Raw genomic sequence first — 23,098 nt, forward strand, 5'->3', positions numbered from 1 at the left:
TCAGTAGACCTCAGTAAAATCTAACTTGAGTGATCGGCATCAGTCAAGAAATTTAGTTTTTTTCGCATCGACTCGCCTTTTAATTCCAACTTTATCGCCCCGTGCACAAGCCTATCTAGAATCGCATCCGCGTGTGTCGATTCTCCGATCATTTCATACCAATTTTCTATCGGTAATTGACTCGCTATTAAGGTCGATTTTGTATCATATCTTGCATCAATTAATTCCAGTAAATCACTCCGTTGTTGAGCCGTTAATGGCTCTAATCCCCAATCATCTAAGATCAGTAAATTGGCAGAGCTAAGCTTGTTGATCAGTTTTCGATAACTACCATCGGCTTGCGCTAGAAACATCTTTTCTAATAGCTCTTTGAGCCTAAAATAATAAACGCTACTCCCTTGTTGGCAGTGGTTTTGACCAAGCGCGCAAGCGAGGTAAGTTTTGCCACAACCTGTTGCTCCTGTGATCAAGATGTTTTGGTGAAGACGAAGCCATTCACCTTGTGCTAATGAACGGATCTGAGCTTTATCGAGTTGTCGTGCTGCGCCATAGTTGAGTTGGGCAAGTGTGCCGCCAACTCTGAACTTTGCTTGTCGCGTTAGGCGATCTATTTTACGCTGATCACGCTGCGTTATTTCATGTTCAAGCAATAAACTTAGCCGCTCTTCGAAGCTTTGTTCAACGTATAAATTGGGTTGCTCGTATTGCTGCAATAGCGCATCACGTATGCCGCTTAGCTTTAAATTACTTAACTGATTATTAACTTGTTGATTGATATTTTGCATAAGTCTTCCTATGGTTTGTTAATTTTTATTAATGGTAATAGTGGTTGCCACGGATATTTTTATGATCAATATCTTGTAGTAAATCACCTTGAGCTTGTGGCAAGGGTTGTTTATCCAAGCCTTTTTCTAAGATAGTCTTTACTTGTTTAACGCGAGTAACACCTGTGGTTAATGCGCGATGACAGGCGGCTTCAAGACGTTGATCACTAAACTTTTTACCTAGGCTTAATAACCCCATACAAGCACGGTAGCTTTGCTCTGGATGTTTTTTAGCTTGCATCAATTGCATAACAAACTGCTCAGTTGATGTGCCAAATTTACTCGCCCAGCGTTCGAACCGCTGTGGTGTCCATTGTTGCTGCTTTTGATGAGCGATAGGCATATGCAGATCAAGCGTGGTGTGCGCACCTTCTCGGTATGATCTGGGGTGAACAGCGACTTGTATGCCTTGATGGTAGAGTGTCACCAACTTCCCGGAGGCATGGGCTTCAAGCTTTTGTTTAATTAAGGTATGTGGCACTGAGTAGTAGTGCTTTTCAATTTCCACATGATAATCAATATGCACGCTCACCTGTTTTACTAAGGTATAGCTGTAAGGCTGTGTAGGCAGTGGTTTGAGTGCAGGTCTGTCGATAGCATCAAACTGACTGAGCCGTGAGCCAGGATGCTTTTTCATTTTACGTTGATTTAAATCGACCAGTAATGCTTGTATTTTCAAGTTCAATTGACGCAAGCTAAAGAAGGTTTCATTGCGAAGGCGCGCCATTATCCAACGTTCAACAATTTGCACACCCACTTCAGCCTTAGCCTTATCCTTTGGTTTATAGGGTCTAGCGGGCACAATGACCGTATCGTAATGTGTCGCTAGTTGTTGGTAGGTTGGATTTAAGTCAGGCTCATATCGACACGGTTTGGTGACGGCACTTTTAAGGTTGTCAGGAATTATTAGCTCAGGAACACCGCCAAGAAACTCAAAACAACGGGCGTGACTCATCACCCAATCTTCGAGTTTCTGGCTGTAAGTCGCTTCGGCATAGGTATAATTTGATGCACCCATGACCGCAACGAACACTTGTGCAGTACGACATTCGCCTGTACTTGTATCAACAATACTCATGGTTGGGCCACAGTAATCCACAAACAGTTTTTCACCTGCTTTATGATTTTGTCGCATGGAGGGTTTTTGGCATTTAAGCCATGCCTTGTACTGACGGCAGAAGTGAGTGTAACTGTAAAAACCTTCCGCGTGCCGCTCTTTGTATTCTTCCCAAAGCAGCAACAACGTCATGGTTTTAGGCCGAAGCTCTTGCTGAACTAACGACCAGTCAGGAATGGTAAAGCCCTTTAATCGAGGCTTTGTTTTGAAGAACGCTTGTTGCAGAGCGTGATCATCCCACTTCTCATCAAGCGGCCAGTAAGTAATATCTAACTCTGCTGATTTACAGGCATATTTAGACACGATTGAGGGTGAAACAGATAAGCTTGTTGCTATCTGACGATGACTGAGTTTACAGCTGTATTTTAGTCTTAAAATCTCTTTAAGTTTACGCATTGAAATAGGTGCCGTTGGCATGGTCATTCTCATCATCAAAAATGAAAAGAATAACGGTTAAAAACACCTACTGGCTAGACAAAAACGTGTACAAATTGAACGATACCATTCAAGCCGATCACTCAATACCATTTTGACCGAAAAGTGATCGGCATCGATGGTATTGAGTGATCTTGATGGATGGTATTAGGTGATCGGCTTAGATAGTATTAGGTGATCGCGATGCATGAGAATACGCAGAAGACGCATTTGATTTTGTTACGCTGTTTATTGGTGAACGCATACAGCTCACCACTAAACGGGTTGTGGCCTAATTCGGCTTCAATCAAAGTACTTAAGCCGCGATGAGACTTGCGAAAATCAATCGGCTCACAATATAAATACACGCGCGGTAAATGGGCACCAGGTCGCAGTGTCGGTTGCACCAGCGCAGGTACTCCAACAATTGCGCCGCAACCGCCGCGTTCATGGCATCGATGCCACCCAGCACAACGCCGTTAGGTAAGGTGATACAAAGCGATGATGCGCTCTCAGACGTCGTTGCCAACTGAGCCACGGCAAATCCTGACGGGCGAGTAAGCAGTACATCATTGCGCTTGGCTAATTTGCACTTCCAATAACTAAATTGATTTTTGTCGAGCTCGTGAGCGCGGCAATAGTGTGCTTGCGAGCCGCCGGTTTGTTGCCATGCATTGATATGATGCTGCCAATGTTGAGTATGTGACATATTGAAACCTCGATAAGTAATGACTGACGTCATTATCAAGGCTCAGATTAAATTTGGAATAACGCGAGTATTAGACGTCAACCTAATTGTCGTCTAATAGCGGAGTAATGAGCGCTTACGAATGTTTAATTATAGTCATCAATGTAATAGCCGTTTATCTACCATAGCACTTTATTCAGTATTTTCGATTGACTCAGGGTTTAATGTTAAGGATAATGAGAATTATTATCATTACTTCAATTAAAGGGGAATATAGACAAATGAGCTTTAACGAAAAACACTACCTGCAGAATACTACATCGAAATACGCATCAACTCCCTGTTTTAATAAATACCAAAATCGATACACTTTAGCTTTAGCTGTCACAGCCGCTCTTTATGGACAAGCGCTTGCAGCGCAAGAAACTAAAGATATACATAAAGACAACCAAGGTATGGAAATTATCGAGGTGAAAAACTCACCTTTTTCAAGTCAAAACCCTACTAGAATACCACTGTCAGCCAAAGAGCTACCACAGTCTGTTACGAGTATTTCGCGCGAACTGATGGATTTAAGCGGCATTACTGACATAAACGATATAATGCTAAATGTACCAGGCGTGAATGTCACAAAATATGATAGTCAACGTCCACTTTACTTTGCTCGAGGCTTTCAAATTACCGACTTCCAAGTAGATGGTATTCCAACTTATAGTGGCTCAACCAATCAAGAATATGACACATCTCTATATCAACAAGTTGAAGTGATCCGTGGTGCCAATGGCCTATTAAGTGGTGTTGGTTCACCTTCGGCCACGGTTAATATGATACGAAAACGCCCAAAGCAAGAGTTCGACGCGTCTATATCAGCAGGCATTGGCTCATGGGATCGACGCCGTGGTGTTGCTGATATTTCTTTACCCCTAACCGCAGATGGCAGCGTTAGAAGTCGCCTAGTCGTTGCTTATCAAGATTCTGATAGTTATCTTGAGCGTTATCAAGAAGACAAGTTAGCTATGATGGGCATTATTGAAGCCGACATAACCCAAAACACAACAGTATCGCTGGGTTATCAAAACCAAGATAATAATCCTGTTGGCAGTACATGGGGTACCATCCCAATTTTTGCCAGTGATGGTAACGAAGCAAACTTACCCGTTACTACCAGCTATGCGCCTAAGTGGACAAAATGGCAGCGAGAATCATCGACTGTATTTGCTGATATAAACCACCACTTCAATGACTATTGGCAACTACGAGCTGCACTAAACCACACCGAGGGTGAGGTTGAAAGTTTACGTGTTTATGCTTCTGGTCTTCCTGATCGAGACACTGGCGAAGGGGTATTCTTGCGAGGTGCAGTAGGCTCCACTGAGGACACTCGTGACAGCCTAGATTTATACCTGACAGGCAGTTATAACCTATTTGAGCGCGAACATGAACTTATGTTCGGTCTCAACATTAGTCAACATGAATCAACAAGTTTAGGTTACTCTTCACTATCTGACTGGTCTTACAATGTGCCAAATGCATGGGATTATGATGGTGAGGCTCCGAAACCCAGCTATGCTACAACTGGCGCGTACCGAACAAGCAAAACTGATCAATATGGTTTTTATGCAGCAACACGCTTTCGGGTGACTGAGACCTTATCTTTTGTAGGGGGCGCACGAGTTACCTCCTGGGAAACAGGCACCGACAATTATGATACCGACTCTGCATATACCATTACGACTGGTAATTATAAAGTAAGTAACGAAATTACCCCCTATGTAGGTATCGTTTATGATCTAACACCAGCAACGAGTCTATATACGAGCTACACCGATATTTTTACACCACAAAATTACAAGGATAAAAATAATAACTTGCTTGCACCCGTACTCGGTAGCAATTTAGAAGCAGGTGTCAAAAGTGAATTTTATGATGGTCAACTTATGGCAACCTTTGCCATATTTAATACCAAGCAAGACAATTATGGTGTACGAGATCTAACTCAACCTGATTACTCATTGCCAGATGGCAGTTCTGCTTATAAAGGTGTTGATGGCACAGAGAGTAAAGGGGTTGAAATTAGTTTAAGTGGCCGCGTTAGCAATGAATGGCAGATAAATGCTGGATATACCTATGTTGACACCACTCGTAATGAAAACGACCGCATTTGGACCAACTTGCCAGAGCACTCAGTTCAGCTTTCCACGCATTATCAATTCACAGGATCGTTAGAGAAATTAAATATAGGTGGTGGCATTAATTGGCAAAGTGAAATCATTGGGTATGGTGTGAATCACCCACTCGAAAGTGAAGGAGTAACTTACCAACAAGGTGCTTACATGCTGGTTAACTTATACGCTAACTGGCGCTTTAATAATTCATGGAATGCAACACTAAGTGCAACCAATATAACTGACGAAAAATATTGGGCTAATATTGATTTTGCCAACTACGGTGAGCCTCAAAATATCGACTTTACAATTAAATGGACGTATTAACTCATAAGCCATAATAAATACCACGCGATTTTATAATCGCGTGGTATCAAATAACGAGGGGCTGTTGATCTTTGTAATACATATATCAATCAGCTCACATTGGTAGCCACATCATAGTAAATGCTAAAGCGAGAGGTGGGTGATGATGATTTTACCGACCTAATGCCGTGGAATGTGCAGCTAGACTTCGATTATAGCTAAGCGCACTGCTTAAATGCGCTTATGAAATGGTGCTACTTTCGCTAATGCGGTTTCCTTCATTGCCATATGAGCATGCTTGACTAAGCCACATAGCTATTACCGTGGTATACATTGCTGCGGTGTGTCGAAGCACATTAGGAGACAGCGAAGAGCAGCAATCTTGCAGTTCAATTTATCTTGAGTATTACTAATAAAATTTCTTATATCACAGCTACTCCATAAACAAACCTTACAAAATTAACTTGCCTAAGTTTGTTATATCTTTTAATACTTTCATTAGCTGTGTTTTATCCGCGTTAATGAAATTATAAAATTTTAGGTTTTTATTATCTGGAGCAGCCTTAACAAAGAACGTTTTTTTGAATCTATTGGGCGGTGGTGTTACCCCCAAACCTGCGAATATATCTCGGTATGTATCATAGTATTTGACCCAAGCCCAATAAAGCCCCTGCCGTTTATGCTTCCATGGCCCATTACCAAGTGCTTTATGGAGGTTAGACTGCCAAATAGCCTCTATATGTTCGGGTACGGTCATAAAGTTAGCGTTTTTTCGTCTAGTGCTGGTTATTTTATAGGATCTTTTTATTTTCCATCGAGCTTTAGCATCCTCCAATATTTTTTCAAAGTTTGGATAGTTATTTGTTAAAAATTGATACTCAGCATGCTTATTGTTTTTTAAATTAGACACACCACCTGCATTATCAATTAGTTTGTGTACTTCGTCGATTGTCAACTTCAACAAATAAGCCAGATTATCCTTGTTATATTGACGTACCAACTCAAATTCAGGCGGGGTATGAGAGGGATAAAGCTTATTGATTAATGTTTTAATGTCTTGTTAAAAGGCGGTATCAGAAACATCACCATTAATAAATTTTACTTGTATGTCATTAACTTCATACTCTCGCTCTTTCATTTTTGTTCGCTTTGAGTAAGCAGCCCGTTTGCTTGTCCTGGAACATGCACGAGGATCGTTAGGATCACACATAAGTATTTCAATATAGACGTCAAAGTCAGAGAGCTTAAAATCAGCCACACGGTTAATCGTCTTTAAGGAGCAGTGAGCTTCAAATGGAATTTCACAAAGGTGCAGGTAGTTACCAAAAATAACTTCCTCTAATGATGAGTAAATATGATTAACATCTATGCCAATGTACCGGTTATTATTGGTATACATAGCCCAATATAAATTAACCACACGCCATGCAGTGAACTCTCGCTCAGGTTGATCTTTCATTAAAGGTTATAGTGCTAACCTCGCTGTCCGCCAATCAGGGTGAAGTAGGGTACTTAGTTAGTAATAACTTCACCCCAAATTAGCTAGGGTGACCGTACAAGTGCGAGCAACACTCTTTACCTATGAAGAGCTTTGCAGTTTCCCTGCAATGTTAAAGAAGATCTTTTTTGATTTTATTAAGAACGATGATGGTTGCTAGTGGGGTCACTTCGGTAACTAATGAGTAACCCTTCCCCGCGATAAGTTTGAGTTCACGAGTAGCAACGCGGCAGCGCAATAGAGTATCTAGACTTGTGATGCCGATAACTGCGTTATCGTTGCACTCTGAACTTTTAGAAATTTTGCGTAATTCGTATTTAAGATGATTCACCAACTGAAGAGTAAGTTTTCCGTCTGGAAGTAGTTTAATCCACCCGTTATCAATCGCCTCAGAATATAGTTTATTAGCTTCGACACGTAACTTCTGAGTGTATGTATTTAATCGAGAAGGCGACAAAGGGTCGAATGTTGTTGTAATAACGGCTGCGGCCTCGGTGTTCCAAACGGATGTATCATCAAAAAAAATGGATTTAATGCTATTTAAATTAGAGAATATTTTTGTATAAGGCTGCTCACTCTCAGGATCAATCATTACTACTGGAAAGTCAGAACTCTTATATGCAGAAAGCAAATTCGGGCTTGTGCGGTTTACTAAGTGCATTGTATTAAGTGACTTATTTCGACCATTTCTCAAAGTAACGTTTAGGCCGTGAGCATTCTCAGAAAACTTAATCTGTGAAATATCTTCAATTGGAATATATTTATTTGTTCCTTTTTCCAACAGGACTTCTAAAACATGTCTTTCTTTTAGATTGCCGATGCGCAAAAATTTAAATCGACCTTCATCTGTGACAATTACACCAGTTGGGCCATTTTTTGATTTGCGTGTTTCAAATACCTTCAGCAAGGCCTCGCGAGCCTCTAAACGCTTTGGTGAATCAATTTTTACATGTAATAGTTGCGTTGGGTTATCATCAAGGAAATTGATGGTGAATTCGCCAATAAACCTACTATTTGACGTTGAACATCTATATTTATAGCCGCCATACTCGTCTATTCTGTGTGTGACTGCTCCGCCACTAGTGAAGCAGAATCGACTAAACCCATCTATTACAGCGGCTTCGGAGGCAAGAAGTTGTTCGTCGTTTATATGCGGAATATAGTGGTCTTTGTATGATTTGAATGGCTCGATCCAAGAGCTGTACAGAGCTTCAATATCCCCTTTGTTTTCAGCAATCAAGGTGTCTGGTAACGCTAAAGGAGATGATAATGGCTTTGTTGATGGGGATGCTGAACATCCGGCTAATATCACGGCAACTCCAGTTCCGGAAAAAACGGCTTTTATTAATTTATTTGACAGATACATTAAAAATCCTTGTTTGTTAATCTGAATTGAAACAACTTTATCAGAGGACACTTTCCTTATTTTCAAGCAAGAGTTTCCTGACACTATGAATATTGACTTATGCTAAACAGTATAAGCTATTACAAAATAAAAATATTTTTTAAAAATTTAATATTATATTGTAAAAAATGAAATGCGTTTCACTCACATAGATTAGGTGGAAAAATTAACTATGCCACTATAATTTCACACTGCTAAGTGTGAGAAAACGTATTATTCTGAGTTAGAAACGGCCTAGTGAAAGCAGGGAATTCTACATTGAGTATTCACTATTTCACCGATTGCGCGTGAAGCTACGATAAAATCGCTGATTTGAGCGCGCCAAACCGACTCACTGGTTGTTATTTTAACGCGTAAAACCCCCTTAAATTAGGTAAAAAAGCGCCTGACCACATAATAAAAAAGTGAATTTTTTCACTTTTTCATCTCAGACTTTTAGCTGCTAAGACTCTATGAAATAGCCATATTGAGACACGGTGAATCCTTTTTTATGGGCATTATTTAATATGTTGGCATATTAAAAAGTGAATTTTTACACTTTTTCATCTCAGACTTTTGATGTGCTAGCGTGTCGTAAATGGCCAGATTGAGACACTTCTCACTTGCATTTTTCACGATTAAAAACTGTCTCAAATGTTAAAAATTAGACGTTTTTGTGTCTCATTTAAAAAGCTAAATCGCGCGCAAAGCCTTGCTGTGTAAGGGTTTTAGGGGAGGGGAGTGTTTTCTTCTAATAGAGGGAACTATTGGATGAGGTTTTTATTTAAATTTCAATGGTTTATATGGTTTGAGTCGTGTTTTATTACTGTTTAAAGCAAGATAGTTTCAATTTAAGTAATTGATTTTAAATAGCTTAAAATTGATTCAAGACCAGTTCGCGTCGTTCATTTATGTCATCACTTGAAATCCAAATATCTTCATTTTAAATAGCGCTTGAATTTCGCTCAACAATAAGCCTTTTGATCACTTTGTACGCTCCTGCTATTGTGCATGAAAAACCAAAAACAGCCTAAAATATTTTCAGATTGAAAGTAGCCGTAGCAAGAAGTAATACAACTCCTATCGCCTCTAGCGCCCAGCCGACTTTTTTGTCTACGTGCATATGTTACCCCCGTTATTCCAATTTAATTTATTCGGCTGCGTTTTGACTGGACTTGAACCAGTGACAGACCCCATATAGCCTTTATCGCGAAATTATAACCTCAGCGTTTGCAAACACTTTGGTAACGGCGTAGCGCTCTAACCATCTGAGCTACAAAACGCATGCGAATAAATAGCGACTTATGGCCGCTACTCGCATTCCAACGAGTGTGTTTTAACGGCTTCGACTGCCATTGTTAACTGATCATCCGTAAAGGATGGTTTGAAACGAAAACCAATTCTATACAAACAAGTCATTAACTTATCAATGCTGAATTTATCAATTCGGCCATTTACCAAATCGCTTACGCGAGGTTGAGTTAGCCCTAATTTAATCCCTGCATCGGCCTGTGACCAATTTTTAGCATTGATAATGTCACGAATAACAATCATCAGATCTGAGCGCGTCTGTAGTTCAGAGGCTTCTGCTTTATCTTTTGTGATTGCATCAAAGATATTTGAGTATTCAAGAGTCATATTAACAACCTTATTGTTTAACTTACAGGCACTATATATCAGTGCTGATATATATACAAGTATTGATATATGTCACTTAATTTCTTTTTGCATTAATTTGTATCGTTTCTTCGCAGTGTCCATTGCCTGCCCATCTACCCCGTTGGTGGTTTTGGTAAATGAGTGCAAAATAAAAACAGTGTCAGCAAATTTAGCAACATAAATCGTTCTGTATGCTGGTCTACCGTTTTCAATCAGTTCAACCGCGCCAATACCTACACTGTCCTTTAAGTGCTTGAACTTGCTAAATGGCTCTTTGTTTTGACAGATAGCGTTTAAATCATTTGCAAAGCGCTTTTGAATTTTATCTGGCAACGCTAGAAACTCTTTTTTTGATTGACTGTTTATGAACTTAAACTTTTTCAACTTCCTAATGTCCTGTAACTTTAATTCTTGAATACACGCTATTGATAGCGTCCGATAATTGCAGCAAGTTACCGTTGTACTTATCTGTTACTACTTGTCTTGATGCGTAACCAAACAAGTCAGCTACAACACCATGATCTACGTTTTTTGCTAAATGGATTATGAGCGAGTCCTCAAAGGTTTTCGCTGTAGCCCAATCTAAACCAGCCTTTTTAAGCAGTGTATTAACTTTGGTTCTTAGGTTTGTTGGTTGTTTATTAATGCCCTTTTTAACGGTTCGCTCACTCATAGCAAACGCAGTTAGACGGTCATTAAGTAAAGCAGGGGCTTTTTGACTAAACCCCCTGTACGTTCCTAAGTTATGCCTGTATTCAACTGGTAAATCTTGTTGCTGTTCGTACCAGTCTAAATATTGCTCTAGTGCTTGGCAAAAAACTTCAGGCACTTCGATAATGCGCTCATTCTTGTTTCGACTATATTCTGCTGGCAAAACCCACTTGCGATAAACTTCTCCTTTGTCACTTATCAACTGATGTAGTTTTAATAAATTATGCTCTGTAAGTGACAAGGGGACGCAAGCAAGTTGGGTTATTAGATACCTATCTTTAAGTGAATACTTACCAGTACACGCGTCATTTAGAAGCGAATTTATATCGTTATCGACTAATATTTGTCTTAGCATTTTATTCGTTGCATAATCAAAATGTTATTTAATGCAATATAGATTACACTATCACAGTCTATTAACAAGGAAATTCGGTTAATTAGGCTGGGATGATATTGGAATAGTGATTTAGGCGGGGTAACATCTTCGTTCACCAGGGCATGTGAAGTAGAAGGCATTCATAATTCTGTGTCAGGCTAAAAATGAAATATTTAACACGTCAACTATTCGAACATTCGAAATGGGTCGATAATTGCGACAATGCCAGGCTCCAATTAAGGATGGGCATTGTCCATTTCTATTATTTTTAAACACACTTTAGGCTCGACCACGCAGTGCAGAAATACAGCTTGCGAGGATCACAAACCCTAAAGACATTTTAAACGCCAATGAAATGGTACTCATTAATGCGGGGCTATTTTGCGCTGAAAAAGTACTGTCTCCAAGGTAATACTGCACAATTAAGTTGATTAAGCTCATACCAAATAAATTACCAATCGTGCGTGACAAATTCATTGAGGAAGACGCAACCCCTAACTCACTTTTATCTACGGCGCCCATAATGGCATTGTTATTTGGGGTTGAAAATAAGCCAAAGCCAATGCCCAATAATAGCAGTGAGCCGCTAATATAAGTTGTGCTTGAGTTCACCGTTAGTAGAGAAAGTAGAAAAAAGCCAACCATAACAATGACACAGCCTAATGTAGCAAGTAAGCGCGGCTGTATTTTATCGGCAAATTTACCTGCCAGTGGCGCCATGATAGCCATTGACACCGCTTGGAGTAATACGATTTGCCCTGCATGTGCGGGGCTTAATCCTTTAATATATTGCAAATACAAACTTAATAAAAAGGCCAGTGAAAAGTTACTGGCATACATTAAAAAGGAAGTGGACAAGGATAGGCTGAATACACGACTTTCTAAAAACATTTGCACTCTAATGAGTGGTCGCCTACTGCGACTTTGATGAACAATAAATAACATCAAAAAGGTGATTGAAAGTAATGTTAAAAGCCAGCCTGACATACGTGGTAAATCACTTAACCCTAACACTAAGCACAGTGCAAAAAGCGAGAAAATAACGGTGCCCCACCAGTCAAATGGCGATTTTTTATCGTTTTTCCACTCACCATGTAAACACAGTTTAATGGTAATGAGCAGCATAAGTACCAAGGGGATCTGCGAGTAAAACACGGCGCGCCATCCCCACATTTCAGTGAGCCAACCACCCATTGCCGGGGCTGCGCTGAGCCCTATATACACACATGCCGCAGAGGTGCCCAGTGCCATCCCTCGTTTATTATCAGGTGTGACAGAGGTTATGATGGCAACGCCGATACCAAAAATCATGGCGCCAGCGGCCCCTTGTATAAAGCGCCAAAAAAGCACCCACTCAATCGATGTTGCTAGCGCGCACATCAGCGAGGCCAGTGCATTTAAGGCTAAACCAGAAGCATATATGCGTTTTCGACCATAGTTGTCAGCTATTTTTCCGCACGGCAGCATAAACATGACGCTACTGAGTAAATACAAAGTAGGCATCCACGCGATCATTTTCGCGCTCGCATTTAAATCTTCAGCGAGATTTGGGATAGCTATGTTAACGCCTGCCATGCCAAGTGGCCCTATAATAGAGCCGCTACAAACGATAATAAGTGCAATGGTAGTCGGGGGAAGTTTAAACAAGAAGAGTCCTTTTATTTACTGGCCTTAAAATGATACGTGAAGATATTTACTTGTACAGGCCTTGATGTCGTTAAGAGCGAAGCGATGCCTTTAGTTCTATATAATGGGGAACTCACTCAAACCAGGATCACTTAACAAGTTGGCATACTAACACCTAGCTCAGTACATTATTACCAGCGAACGTAACAGAGCTTATATGTGTTACGCATTATCACCAAAAAAGGGGGGAATATCTTTATGATTTTAAAATAAAAGTGTTCAATATTAAATGCGGTTCAATAAAAGTTTCCATTGTGGATAATTGAACGAAATGGCAGCTTTACACACTGTGTACTAAGACTTCATTGACCTATGGTTAATTTTTATTATTTAGCTATTTCCACTAATGTTTTTTCTCCTAAAATTTCGCGATATTTATTTGCGAGCGCATTTTTTGCATCATCATCGCCGTGTACTATTTTTATATGGCTGGGCTTTTTACGCATGCCGGTTACAAATTTTATTAACCCATTTTGATCTGCGTGGGCGCTGTAGCCGCTTATAGTGTGTACTTTGGCGTTTATGATAATGCGAGTGTCGTTTACAAATACATAGCCGTTACGAGGGCCATAGGTTTGTATATCACGCCCTAATGTGCCGCGTCCTTGATAGCCTACAAACAGTATGTCGGTGGTTTTGTCACTTAAAAAACGCGCTAGGTAATTTACAATGCGCCCGCCGGTGCACATGCCGCTGGCGGCTAAAATAATGGCGGGTGTTTGGCGAGTGGCTAAGTAGTTAATAATGGCCATGTGCTCTTTATGAGTGTCGATTGTAGTTAGGTTTTTAAAGTCGAGCGGGTGGCGGCCTTTGGCAACTTTGCGTTTGGCTTCAGCGTCCCATAAATGTTTAAAATTTCTGTACTGCTCAGTAAAATTTGCCGCCATAGGGGAGTCGAGTATTACGTGTATGCTGTGCCATGGTGAGTTTTTAGGTGCGCTGTGAATTAATTGCTCTAGTTCGTAAAGTAGCTCTTGGGTGCGACCTATACTAAACGCGGGCACGAGTACTACGCCGTTATCGGCAACCGCACCTTCGATTACTTTTTTTAATGTTTGAGTACGCTCTTTACGCCCTTGATGGTTTTTATCGCCATAGGTCGATTCAATAACCAAGGTGTCGGCTTTATAAGGCGGCTTAGGTGTGGGTAATAGCGGTGTATAGGGCGCGCCTAGATCGCCAGAAAACACCACGCGATGCGTACTTTTACCTTGTGTGTTGTTAGGAGTGGTTTTAGTGCTTTTGTTCTCAAGAATGTCAATTTCAACATAGGCTGAACCTAAAATGTGCCCGGCTCGCTGAAACCGTGCTTTGGCTGTTTGGGTATTTTCAGCATTACTAACGCTTGGATTGATAGGTAAGTTAAACCAGGTTTTAAAATCAACCGCAACAATACGCTTGGCTAACAAGCTTAAACAGGCAGCAATTATTTTAGGATCGCGTGTTACCCCTACTTTTAATGCATCCTCTATCACCAGTGGTAATAAACTGGCCGACGCTTTAGTGGTGTAAATAGGCCCTTTAAATCCCGCAGCCAATAAATACGGTATGCGCCCCACATGATCAATATGGCAATGAGTAACAATTAATGCCGTAACATTAGTTATATCAAACCCAATAGCTAAATCAGCTTTTGAATCCTCCCCCTGAAATAGTCCACAATCAATGAGTATTGATGTGCTGTTATTTATCACTAGTTCATGGCACGAACCGGTAACGCCATTAACAGCCCCATGATGCAGTATTTTCATTGTTCGTCCTTGTATGCTTAAAAAGGGCGGTGATCTACTTTTAGCCGTACCTTTCAATTAAAGATGAAAGCAGCTTTTAAGTGTTTTAACGTATTGTTTGTAACAGCTTAGTTTTAATTAGTTTAAATGCAAGGGTAGGTAATGGGTTGCGATTAGTTTTCAGTTAGAAATAAAAATAAGGGCAGAGTGTGTTGCTAGTGTGTTTTTTGCACTTTTCAATTTGCCTATAATTTAGCCTTAACTATACTTTTAGCTGATATAGAATATTTTAAATATTAGGGATGAATATGAAGGTAACAGTTGTAGGTACTGGTTATGTTGGTTTGTCGAACGCCATGTTACTAGCCCAGCATAACGAGGTTATAGCACTTGATATAGATGAGCAAAAAATAGCCCTTTTAAATAATAAGCAATCGCCGATAGTCGATTTTCATATAAGTGAATATTTACAACGAGATGATATAAGTTTTACTGCAACAACTAATAAAAGCATGGCGTACTGTAACGCTGACTTTATTATTATAGCGACCCCTACCGATTACGATACCCACACTCATAATTTTAATACCAGCTCTGTTGAGGCCGTGATAAACGACGCTTTGGCTTATAATCCACACGCGGTAATAATTGTTAAATCGACAGTGCCAGTGCGTTTTACGCAGCGGATGAAAGCGCAGCTGGGCGTAGACAATATTATATTTTCTCCTGAATTTTTACGTGAAGGTAAGGCGCTTTACGATAACCTACACCCATCACGCATTGTGGTTGGTGAGCAAAGTGAGCGTGCTGCTGTATTTGCTAATTTACTTAAGCAAGGGGCGATTAAACAAGATATAGCAGTGTTGTTTACTGAGTCGACCGAAGCTGAAGCCATTAAATTATTTTCAAATACCTATCTTGCAATGCGGGTCGCATATTTTAACGAACTTGATACGTATGCCGAAGCGCATGGATTAAATAGTAAACAAATTATACAAGGGGTTGGACTTGACCCTCGCATTGGTAATCATTATAACAATCCATCGTTTGGCTATGGTGGCTATTGTTTGCCAAAAGATACCAAGCAGTTATTAGCAAATTATAAAGACATACCCAACAATATGATTTGCGCTATTGTTGATGCCAATACCACACGTAAAAATTTTATAGCGGATTCAATTATTAAACGAAATCCTAAAGTCGTTGGAATTTACAGGCTCGTTATGAAAACGGGATCTGATAACTTTAGAGCGTCTGCTATTCAAGGGATCATGAAGCGAATTGCAGCCAGTAATGTGCAAATGGTGGTGTATGAGCCAGAGCTTAAAGAAGATGTTTTTTATAACTCTCGCGTTATTAGAAACTTAAATGAATTTAAACAAATATCTGATGTAGTTGTTTCTAACCGTATGGTTGAAGAGTTGAGTGATATTACAGATAAAGTATACACACGCGATTTATTTGGTAGTGATTGAAAGTGAGGCGGTTAAAGATAGAGATTAATAGTTGCTTTCAGGTTTATACTTCGCTTGGGTTAAAAGCACGCGAAATAAATTCGCGCCTATTAGGGTAAGTTTGAGTATTACTAAAATGCAGCGCTATCTTTAGCCTGTTCTATCTTGTTTACTGTATATATTCTCTACATTGAAAATGAATCTGGTTATGTTTAAGTAATCAAATACCCTTGCTGAAAATAAACACAATACTAACGTTATAACTGTAACGATAAGCGATTGCATGATCCCCGTAGCATCTAAGACTAAAAATAAATTATTTAAAGGTTTCATGGCGACAATAAAGAGTGCATGTAAAACTAATATAATTAGAGTGTTTCGGCCAAGGTATGCCATTAAGTTTGTTACATAGTTATCTTTAAAAATAATAAACAAAGACCAAAAGAACGATGTGAGCAGTAAACACCATATAACTTCTGAGGCGGAAAACAGATTATATATATCGATAAGCCAAAAAGTGTTTCCTAAATAAAACAATACTACAAGCAGCAAAGACAGTTTAAAGGGGAACGAAAAGCCATCCGGGTACAGCTGCTTAACTATAATTCCGAGTATAAAATAGGTAACAGTTCTAAATGTTATAACCCCGAACTTGGTCATAATTAATAAGATAAATATAGAGATAAGCAGTGCGATAGCAATGCTTTTAGTATCAGAAGAGAATCGAGCTGTTACATATCTTGAAAAGAGAATTGAGAGTTGAATAACGATTAAGGAGTGAAGAAACCAATATCCTCCAATTGGGTTTAAAAAGATGATACGAATAAATTCTGATATTGTTTTTGGGGCCACGTTTGTTGTTTTAATACCTAAGTACTGAACAAGTATTAAGCCCACTAAATATAAAAAAATAAAGATGAGGTAGGGTAACGCAATTCTCTTTAAAATCTTTAGCGCACTGTTTTGAATATTAGCGTTAAAACTAAAAAAGTAACCCGATAAAATAAGAAATAATGGCATATGAAACGTGTATATAAAGGCTTTCACTGTATAAAGACTACTTGTAAAAGAACCTATATATGAAACGTGACCAAATACCATCAATAAAATGCACATTCCTTTAATTGCATCCGGGCTATTATCACGATTTATCATTATTATTTTTCTCACTCATATTTTGTTGTTTTAATTAGTATAAGTTAGCCGACATTGAAGAATTTATCTTGTGCTTATTAAAAATAGCATAAAGAGTGAGTTTCAGCGATAAAGTGCTGTTTTTGGCTTGGAGGTGAACTTTAAGGGGGCGGTCGGTTTCTGGTTAGAGTAATGTTTGTTGATAGTGTGACTTTATAGCATTTGATTACTACGATTTTAAATAAAAACACCGCGTTTATTTAAACGCGGTGTTTTTTTGAAGTCTGATTGCTGACCTCTAGTATCTGCTTACATTAGACTTTTTGAAAAGCATCTTGTAGTGGTGGTACTACTTGCTTTTTACGGCTCAGTACGCCGTCTAGCCATACTTTTCCGTCTGCTGGTTTTTCACCATAAGCTTGCTCTACTAGGTTTGCGTCGTCTGATGCAATTAGCATTTCTGAGCCTTCTTTCATGATGTCGGTAAGCAGTAAAAATACTGAGTGGCGGTTACCTTCAGTTTTAAGCTTGGCGATATCGGTCGCTAAATCAGCTTTAATATCGTCAAATACTGCAAGGTCGATCACTTCTAGCTGGCCTATACCTACTAGGTTGCCGTTCATGTTAAAGTCTTTAAAGTCGCGCATAACCAGGTCGCGTATAGGCGTGTCGGCAACTGCCGATTTAACGCGAAACATCTCCATGCCGAGCTCTTTAGGATCGTCAATACCGGCTATTTCTGCTAGCGCTTCAACACATTTAATATCGGCAGTAGTGCACGTTGGCGATTTAAAAATAACGGTGTCGCTTAAAATAGCGCACATCATAATACCGGCGATGTTTTTAGGGATTTCTACATTGTAAAAATCGTACATCATTTTAATTATGGTGTTTGAACAACCTACAGGGCGGATCCAACACTCTAGTGGTGCTGATGAGGTTAGGTCACCAAGCTTATGGTGATCTACTACGCCGACTATGCGAGCTTGGTCTATATCATCTGGTGCTTGGGTTTTTTCTGTGTGGTCAACAATATACACATCTTCGCCGGCGTAGCTAAGCTTTAGCTCTGGCGCTTCGAAGCCAAATTTATCAAGAATAAATTGAGTTTCTGGTGAAATTTCACCAAGACGCGTTGGAATGGCTGGTTCATTAATTTGGTTTTTTAAATAAGCGAGTGCAATTGCGCCGCATATTGAATCTGAATCTGGGATTTTATGGCCCACTACATACATTGACATTGATGAAACTCCTAAAAATTTGCGCGTATTCTAACAAAGTATAGTGGATTTAACATATAGACAGTGTAATTAAGTTTTGGTTACACTTTAAACTATTGAACTAATTAGGAACATCGAGCATGCAATTAAGCCGTAAAGGTTGGAACAACGTTATTATTTTTTCGATGTTGATTATGATCTTCTTTTTAAATGGTTGGCATAAAAATATTGGTGGTAATAATAACGAGCCGGTACTGCAACCAGTGTTACCAATACAAAGTTTTGTATTAACGTTGAGTTTTGTTGATCAAAAAATTGAACGTATAGGCACAAGCTGGCGTACAACCGCATTACAAATCGATGTGCCGCTTACTTGGCAAGGCACGGAGCAGCAGCTAGGTGAACTGGTTAACGTGTGGCAAAGTGCTCAGCTTATGTCGGTTCATGAGTCAGTTGTTTTTAATCCTAATGCGCCACTTTCGGTAGCTACCTTTGAACTGGCGGGCGAACCTTTACCTTGGGTGTATTTGCTTTACAAGGGCGATGGGCAGTATTATCTACTCGAAAAAAATAGCCAGCGTGTATTTGCGCTTGATTTAGCTGTAGTTAAACAGTTGTTTCCTAGTTCAACCCCGAGCGAACAATAATCTTTATAATAAAGTGAGTGTATTAAATGCCTGAATTACCAGAGGTAGAAGTAAGCCGCATGGGCATAACCCCGCATGTTTTAAATCAAGTTGTTACTAAGGTAAATATTCATAATGGCAGCATGCGTTGGCCAGTGCCAGACGATGTATATCAGCTAACGGGTTTAACCGTAACGGGCGTTGAGCGCCGCGCAAAATATTTGTTATTACACTGTGAGTTAGGCTCTACTATTTTGCATTTAGGTATGTCGGGAAATTTACGCGTAGTAAGTGCTAACGAGCCACTTAAAAAACACGATCATATAGAATTTATTTTTGCTAACGGTAAAGCGCTGCGCTTAAACGATCCGCGCCGCTTTGGTTGTTGCCTATGGCAAGCGCCGGGCTCAGTTCATAAGTTATTGGCAAAGCTTGGGCCTGAGCCGCTTACGGACGAATTTTTTGCGAAACAGGTATATCAGCAATCACGCAATAAAAAAGTGCCGGTAAAACAATTTATAATGAATAACGCTATTGTCGTAGGGGTCGGTAATATTTACGCTAACGAATCATTATTTAAAGCGGGAATAGATCCTCGCCGCGAAGCCGGTAAAGTATCACTGAAAAGTTTTGAAGCGCTTATCCCTATAATTAAAGACACGCTAGCCGCAGCAATAACCCAAGGAGGCACCACCTTAAAAGATTTTGCCCAAAGCGATGGGAAACCGGGTTACTTTGCTCAGCAACTTTTAGTGTACGGTCGCAAAGGGCAACCTTGCTTGGTGTGTAAAAGCGAATTACAAGAAGTTAGGTTAGGGCAAAGAAGTACTGTGTTTTGTGGGAAGTGTCAGAAGTGAAGGGCAGCGAATAGTACTAAAGATTCTCATCTACCCTCTTTGTGCAAAATGCTTTTAAGTGATTAATTCACAAAGAGGGTGAGATCGTGATGTGGAGGGGGAACCTTACCCGCTGAAACCTCCGGTTTTAAAGCTCAAACGGGGCTACGCCTACGGCTTTCATTGTGTAGCCTACTTGGGCTATTTCGCCTGACCATGTTTGGGTGCTAATTACACCAGTCACTACTATGGCGTCGTATAGGCTGTCGATGGGGACACCGCCTTTAATGGTTACATGTACTATTTGATTTGGCGGCGGCGGCGGTACGTGTATACAGGCGCCAAAATAAGGAACCAGTAAAAATTCGGTAATTACTTCACTGTCGCCTTCAAGTGGTACTACAAAGCCCGGTAGGCTTACCGATTTACCATCAAGTGCTTTTACTACAGGTGCGTTTAGATCTGGTTGAACCCAGTTTTGTTCACTGCCTTCGTGGTTAGCTTGCGCTTGGGTGTTTATTTGCATATGACCTTGTGGAATTAGGTCTTCCCAAAAAATTTCTTTGGGTGGATTTGCACTACTAACAAAGCTGGTTAGCATTAAGCTTACCAAGGCGATGTATTGAAAAGTTGCTTTTAAAAACGTCATGATTGTCCTAGTTATATTTTTATACTCATGCCATCGCTGAGTGAGTAAAAGTAAGCGCGAGTAGCGGGAATTAAACCAATAATAAATCCTGCAATCATAATAACGCCTATAAGTGTGAGTTCATAGTAAGAGAGCATGGCAATACTAATGCTAATACCAGCGTGACTTTGTAAGTAACCTGCGCCAAAAAACATCAGCGCATAAAATAATACACACCCAACTATGCAGCCGAGTAAAGTGGTAAGCAGTGACTCTATGCTAATGAGCGTAAATAGCTGCCATGGCCGAGCGCCTACTGAGCGTAATATGGCAAGCTCTCTGCGGCGCTGATTAAGGTTAGCTAGGAGCGTGGTTAACATGCCAAGCAAGCTAATAATGACTACCACAACAGAAAATAGCAGCAGTATTTTTTCAACAATAGCGAGCATTTCCCATAACTCTTTTAGCGTAACTGTAGGCATAATACCCAGCAGTGCTTCTTTTTTATATTGGTTTATATTGCGCCTAATTTGCAGCGTGTAAAGTGGTGAGTTAAAGCCCATTAAAAACGCAGTAATTTGTTTTGGGTGGCCAACTAAGTTGCTATGTTCCTCGTGCTCATGTTTGTCATGCTCTGCACTATGGCCACCATGGATTAAATCGATAGCGGCCAGCGGTATATGCAGCGTTTTATCTACTGGTGTGCCGGTGGCATTTAAAATACCGACCACTTTAAACGGGTTGTCATCATGATGATGAAAACTAGTGCTGCCCATACCATGAGATATAACAATGCTGTCGCCCAGTTTATAGTTTAATTTACTCGCCACCTCACTCCCCAGCACTACTTGGTTAATCGTGTTAAATGCGTGGCCTTGCTTAAAGCTCAGTGGCTGCTTTTTGCCAAACCGATAATAATTAAAGTAATCAAGGGTGGTGCCTAATACTGCTTGGCCTTTGTGGCTGTCGCCAAGGCTTATTGGAATGCTCCACTTTACGCCGCGTTGTCCGGTTATGTATTCATAACTTTGCCAACTCACACCATTGTTAGTGTGGCCTATTCTAAATACGGACGAGAGCAGCAATTGAATATCGCCAGTGCGCGCACCGACAATTAAATCGGTGCCTGAAATAGTATTACTAAAACTGCTTTTTGCGTCTATGCGTACCCGTTCAATGCTTAGCAGTAACATGACGCTAATGGCGATGGTAAGTAAGGTTAACAGCACGCTACTACGACGGTTTAATAGGCTTTTATAGGCGAGTTTAATTAAGATCATGATGCTGCCTGCAAATTAACTAAATCGATGCTGCGATTAAAAAGTGGTTGCAAACTTTCGTCGTGGCTAACAAATACTAAAGTACTGTTGGCGTGCTTAGCTTGCTCAAACAGCAGTTTTATAAAGCTTTGGCGGTTGTTGGTGTCGAGCGCCGATGTGGGCTCGTCGGCAATAATTAGCTCTGGGCTGCCAATAAATGCACGCGCAGCAGCCACACGTTGTTGCTGGCCAATACTTAATTTACCCACATCTTGATGATGTAAATGCTGCGCTAACCCTAAGGCATTAAGCAATCTTGCGGACTCTGCGGTTAAGCAGCTTGATTGCTGTAGCGCCCGTTGTTGGCGCTGCTTTGAAAACTGGCAACCCAAGCTTACGTTTTCCAGCGGCGTTAAATAGGGGAGCAAATTAAAATTTTGAAAAATATAACCAATATGATCCGCTCTAAACACATCGCGCTGAGTATTACTTAGGCTGTTTAAGTTTTTATTTAAAATACTTACTTCACCGCTGGTGGCGGTATTAATACCCGCTAATAATGCCAGTAAGGTCGACTTACCACAGCCACTTGGTCCATGTAAAAACACATGCTCGCCTTGCTTAATGTTCAGCTGGTTAATATTAAGTGTGGGGCTAACTGCATTTTTATGCCATTTAAATAACAGCTTAGAAAGTGTGATCATAACAACTTAATAGTTAAACATTTATAGTTGTGATGTTAAGCGATAATAAAAGGGAAAGGAAGGAGGGGAGCGTTCAGTGGTTATATTTCAGCGGCCAGCTTAATATTAGCCAAGCATTGAGCTAATCAAACCCTTTACGCATGGCTTAAAATATAAGCATTCATATAATGGGTATGAAAGAGAGTAAATGAAAAGCAATACAGTGATATTAATAAACCCAATAGCTAAGGAATCATTTGCATTTGAGAATCGAAGTATATTAACTTAATACAAATAATTGGACGCTATGATGTCTTTTTTCTTTTATTTTAGTTCTTTTTGGGTATGCTGGTGTCTAATTGTGTTTTTAGGGCTACAGTTATCAATTATTTATTATTAAGTGAAGGCGATGTGCAACTTGCTTTTGCAGCACATTTACAAGCGCTTCGAAAAAAAGCTAAATTGTCTCGAGAAGCTTTAGCTAAGAAAAGTACCGTACCGGCTTCTACAATAAAAAAATTTGAAGTTACGGGACTCATTTCATTTAGGCAGCTATTACTTTTGTGGCAATCATTAGACGACTTAACTCGTTTATATGATTTAACAAAAGATCTTCCTCAAAGTAAAGATGCACCAACGTCTATAGAGCAGGTTTTGAAAAATGGTCTTTAAGGTAGTGTTTAGAAATCTGTGTCATTTC

General features: G+C 40.0%; 22 protein-coding genes and 1 tRNA gene. 5 read left to right on the forward strand and 18 right to left on the reverse strand.

Annotated elements, in window-relative coordinates; all coding sequences use genetic code 11:
* Positions 1-20: 20 nt before the first annotated feature.
* The 4 genes from istB to RB215_RS02285 all read right to left on the reverse strand — a co-directional run bounded on the left by istB (position 21) and on the right by RB215_RS02285 (position 3,064).
* On the reverse strand, positions 21-785 hold the full coding sequence (istB, locus tag RB215_RS02275) for an IS21-like element ISShfr5 family helper ATPase IstB (protein WP_008111090.1): 765 nt from the start codon (positions 783-785) through the stop codon (positions 21-23).
* Between the two features lie 28 nt (positions 786-813).
* Positions 814-2,358 (reverse strand): IS21 family transposase, encoded by a 1,545-nt coding sequence (istA, locus tag RB215_RS02280; protein WP_008111092.1) that lies wholly within the window; start codon positions 2,356-2,358, stop codon positions 814-816.
* Positions 2,359-2,546: 188 nt separating this feature from the next.
* The gene (gene tnpB, locus RB215_RS17835) at positions 2,547-2,762 is read right to left on the reverse strand and encodes an IS66 family insertion sequence element accessory protein TnpB (protein WP_375144247.1); all 216 of its coding nucleotides are present in this window, start codon (positions 2,760-2,762) and stop codon (positions 2,547-2,549) included.
* Entirely contained in the window at positions 2,672-3,064 is a 393-nt protein-coding gene (locus RB215_RS02285) for an IS66 family insertion sequence element accessory protein TnpB (RefSeq protein WP_192532861.1), read from the reverse strand. Before RB215_RS02285 ends, tnpB begins: the two co-directional genes overlap by 91 nt.
* A 215-nt stretch (positions 3,065-3,279) precedes the next feature.
* Here RB215_RS02285 and RB215_RS02290 point away from each other — a divergent pair, with 215 nt between their 5' ends.
* Positions 3,280-5,535 (forward strand): TonB-dependent siderophore receptor, encoded by a 2,256-nt coding sequence (locus RB215_RS02290; protein ID WP_309216805.1) that lies wholly within the window; start codon positions 3,280-3,282, stop codon positions 5,533-5,535.
* 430 nt (positions 5,536-5,965) lie between these two features.
* On the opposite strand, the gene RB215_RS02295 is transcribed toward RB215_RS02290, so the two are convergent.
* The 9 genes from RB215_RS02295 to RB215_RS02335 form a co-directional block, all read right to left on the reverse strand.
* Complete coding sequence (locus RB215_RS02295; protein ID WP_309216806.1) at positions 5,966-6,478, reverse strand: hypothetical protein; 513 nt, start codon at positions 6,476-6,478, stop codon at positions 5,966-5,968.
* A gap of 96 nt (positions 6,479-6,574) precedes the next feature.
* Positions 6,575-6,973: a hypothetical protein gene (locus tag RB215_RS02300; protein WP_309216807.1), complete on the reverse strand. Its 399-nt coding sequence runs from the start codon at positions 6,971-6,973 to the stop codon at positions 6,575-6,577.
* A 151-nt stretch (positions 6,974-7,124) separates the two neighbouring features.
* A complete protein-coding gene (locus RB215_RS02305; RefSeq protein WP_309216808.1) occupies positions 7,125-8,444 on the reverse strand; it encodes a hypothetical protein in 1,320 nt (439 codons plus the stop codon).
* A gap of 1,111 nt (positions 8,445-9,555) precedes the next feature.
* Positions 9,556-9,680, reverse strand: a tRNA-OTHER gene (locus RB215_RS02310).
* Positions 9,681-9,707: 27 nt separating this feature from the next.
* Complete coding sequence (locus RB215_RS02315; protein ID WP_179807684.1) at positions 9,708-10,034, reverse strand: helix-turn-helix domain-containing protein; 327 nt, start codon at positions 10,032-10,034, stop codon at positions 9,708-9,710.
* 72 nt (positions 10,035-10,106) lie between these two features.
* Complete coding sequence (locus RB215_RS02320; RefSeq protein ID WP_179807683.1) at positions 10,107-10,439, reverse strand: type II toxin-antitoxin system RelE/ParE family toxin; 333 nt, start codon at positions 10,437-10,439, stop codon at positions 10,107-10,109.
* Between the two features lie 4 nt (positions 10,440-10,443).
* Complete coding sequence (locus RB215_RS02325; protein WP_225741053.1) at positions 10,444-11,121, reverse strand: hypothetical protein; 678 nt, start codon at positions 11,119-11,121, stop codon at positions 10,444-10,446.
* 300 nt (positions 11,122-11,421) lie between these two features.
* Positions 11,422-12,717 carry an MFS transporter gene (locus RB215_RS02330; RefSeq protein ID WP_375144253.1) on the reverse strand — a complete coding sequence of 432 codons (1,296 nt, stop codon included), beginning with the start codon at positions 12,715-12,717 and terminating at the stop codon, positions 11,422-11,424.
* Positions 12,718-13,154: 437 nt separating this feature from the next.
* Positions 13,155-14,522 carry an MBL fold metallo-hydrolase RNA specificity domain-containing protein gene (locus tag RB215_RS02335; protein ID WP_375144254.1) on the reverse strand — a complete coding sequence of 456 codons (1,368 nt, stop codon included), beginning with the start codon at positions 14,520-14,522 and terminating at the stop codon, positions 13,155-13,157.
* A 344-nt stretch (positions 14,523-14,866) separates the two neighbouring features.
* On the opposite strand from RB215_RS02335, the gene RB215_RS02340 reads away from it, so the two are divergent.
* Positions 14,867-16,033: a nucleotide sugar dehydrogenase gene (locus tag RB215_RS02340; RefSeq protein ID WP_011327154.1), complete on the forward strand. Its 1,167-nt coding sequence runs from the start codon at positions 14,867-14,869 to the stop codon at positions 16,031-16,033.
* A gap of 129 nt (positions 16,034-16,162) precedes the next feature.
* On the opposite strand, the gene RB215_RS02345 is transcribed toward RB215_RS02340, so the two are convergent.
* Both RB215_RS02345 and RB215_RS02350 read right to left on the reverse strand, forming a co-directional pair.
* Positions 16,163-17,167: an acyltransferase family protein gene (locus RB215_RS02345; RefSeq protein ID WP_309216811.1), complete on the reverse strand. Its 1,005-nt coding sequence runs from the start codon at positions 17,165-17,167 to the stop codon at positions 16,163-16,165.
* A gap of 293 nt (positions 17,168-17,460) precedes the next feature.
* Positions 17,461-18,387, reverse strand: coding sequence for a manganese-dependent inorganic pyrophosphatase (locus tag RB215_RS02350; protein WP_011327155.1), 927 nt, complete (start codon positions 18,385-18,387; stop codon positions 17,461-17,463).
* Between the two features lie 119 nt (positions 18,388-18,506).
* On the opposite strand from RB215_RS02350, the gene RB215_RS02355 reads away from it, so the two are divergent.
* On the forward strand, positions 18,507-19,013 hold the full coding sequence (locus tag RB215_RS02355) for a hypothetical protein (protein ID WP_182679283.1): 507 nt from the start codon (positions 18,507-18,509) through the stop codon (positions 19,011-19,013).
* Between the two features lie 26 nt (positions 19,014-19,039).
* A complete protein-coding gene (gene mutM / locus RB215_RS02360) occupies positions 19,040-19,849 on the forward strand; it encodes a bifunctional DNA-formamidopyrimidine glycosylase/DNA-(apurinic or apyrimidinic site) lyase (protein WP_058372547.1) in 810 nt (269 codons plus the stop codon).
* 127 nt (positions 19,850-19,976) lie between these two features.
* Here the strand turns inward: mutM and RB215_RS02365 are convergent, their stop codons facing one another.
* The 3 genes from RB215_RS02365 to RB215_RS02375 are packed head-to-tail and all read right to left on the reverse strand — an operon-like array spanning position 19,977 to position 22,419.
* Positions 19,977-20,477, reverse strand: coding sequence for a DUF3299 domain-containing protein (locus tag RB215_RS02365; RefSeq protein ID WP_309216812.1), 501 nt, complete (start codon positions 20,475-20,477; stop codon positions 19,977-19,979).
* A gap of 11 nt (positions 20,478-20,488) precedes the next feature.
* Positions 20,489-21,736, reverse strand: coding sequence for an FtsX-like permease family protein (locus RB215_RS02370; protein WP_309216813.1), 1,248 nt, complete (start codon positions 21,734-21,736; stop codon positions 20,489-20,491).
* Positions 21,733-22,419: an ABC transporter ATP-binding protein gene (locus RB215_RS02375; RefSeq protein ID WP_192532537.1), complete on the reverse strand. Its 687-nt coding sequence runs from the start codon at positions 22,417-22,419 to the stop codon at positions 21,733-21,735. The genes RB215_RS02370 and RB215_RS02375 overlap by 4 nt, the downstream gene beginning before the upstream one ends.
* Positions 22,420-22,779: 360 nt before the next feature.
* Between RB215_RS02375 and RB215_RS02380 the strand changes: the two genes are divergently transcribed.
* A complete protein-coding gene (locus RB215_RS02380; protein ID WP_041454642.1) occupies positions 22,780-23,070 on the forward strand; it encodes a helix-turn-helix transcriptional regulator in 291 nt (96 codons plus the stop codon).
* The last annotated feature ends 28 nt before the right edge of the window (positions 23,071-23,098 follow it).

Origin of the sequence: Pseudoalteromonas sp. HL-AS2 (genome assembly GCF_031198805.1) — a bacterium.
Lineage (GTDB): Bacteria > Pseudomonadota > Gammaproteobacteria > Enterobacterales > Alteromonadaceae > Pseudoalteromonas > Pseudoalteromonas nigrifaciens.

Excerpts from the sequence above, each read along its gene's own strand:
- RB215_RS02375 (WP_192532537.1), bottom strand. The coding sequence starts at position 22,419 with ATGATCACACTTTCTAAGCTGTTATTTAAATGGCATAAAAATGCAGTT.
- RB215_RS02300 (WP_309216807.1), bottom strand. The coding sequence starts at position 6,973 with ATGAAAGATCAACCTGAGCGAGAGTTCACTGCATGGCGTGTGGTTAAT.
- RB215_RS02340 (WP_011327154.1), top strand. The coding sequence starts at position 14,867 with ATGAAGGTAACAGTTGTAGGTACTGGTTATGTTGGTTTGTCGAACGCC.
- RB215_RS02355 (WP_182679283.1), top strand. The coding sequence starts at position 18,507 with ATGCAATTAAGCCGTAAAGGTTGGAACAACGTTATTATTTTTTCGATG.
- RB215_RS02285 (WP_192532861.1), bottom strand. The coding sequence starts at position 3,064 with ATGTCACATACTCAACATTGGCAGCATCATATCAATGCATGGCAACAA.
- RB215_RS02365 (WP_309216812.1), bottom strand. The coding sequence starts at position 20,477 with ATGACGTTTTTAAAAGCAACTTTTCAATACATCGCCTTGGTAAGCTTA.
- RB215_RS02345 (WP_309216811.1), bottom strand. The coding sequence starts at position 17,167 with ATGATAAATCGTGATAATAGCCCGGATGCAATTAAAGGAATGTGCATT.
- RB215_RS02370 (WP_309216813.1), bottom strand. The coding sequence starts at position 21,736 with ATGATCTTAATTAAACTCGCCTATAAAAGCCTATTAAACCGTCGTAGT.
- RB215_RS02315 (WP_179807684.1), bottom strand. The coding sequence starts at position 10,034 with ATGACTCTTGAATACTCAAATATCTTTGATGCAATCACAAAAGATAAA.
- istA (WP_008111092.1), bottom strand. The coding sequence starts at position 2,358 with ATGCCAACGGCACCTATTTCAATGCGTAAACTTAAAGAGATTTTAAGA.
- istB (WP_008111090.1), bottom strand. The coding sequence starts at position 785 with ATGCAAAATATCAATCAACAAGTTAATAATCAGTTAAGTAATTTAAAG.
- RB215_RS02290 (WP_309216805.1), top strand. The coding sequence starts at position 3,280 with ATGAGAATTATTATCATTACTTCAATTAAAGGGGAATATAGACAAATG.
- RB215_RS02325 (WP_225741053.1), bottom strand. The coding sequence starts at position 11,121 with ATGCTAAGACAAATATTAGTCGATAACGATATAAATTCGCTTCTAAAT.
- mutM (WP_058372547.1), top strand. The coding sequence starts at position 19,040 with ATGCCTGAATTACCAGAGGTAGAAGTAAGCCGCATGGGCATAACCCCG.
- RB215_RS02330 (WP_375144253.1), bottom strand. The coding sequence starts at position 12,717 with ATGGCAGGCGTTAACATAGCTATCCCAAATCTCGCTGAAGATTTAAAT.
- RB215_RS02350 (WP_011327155.1), bottom strand. The coding sequence starts at position 18,387 with ATGTCAATGTATGTAGTGGGCCATAAAATCCCAGATTCAGATTCAATA.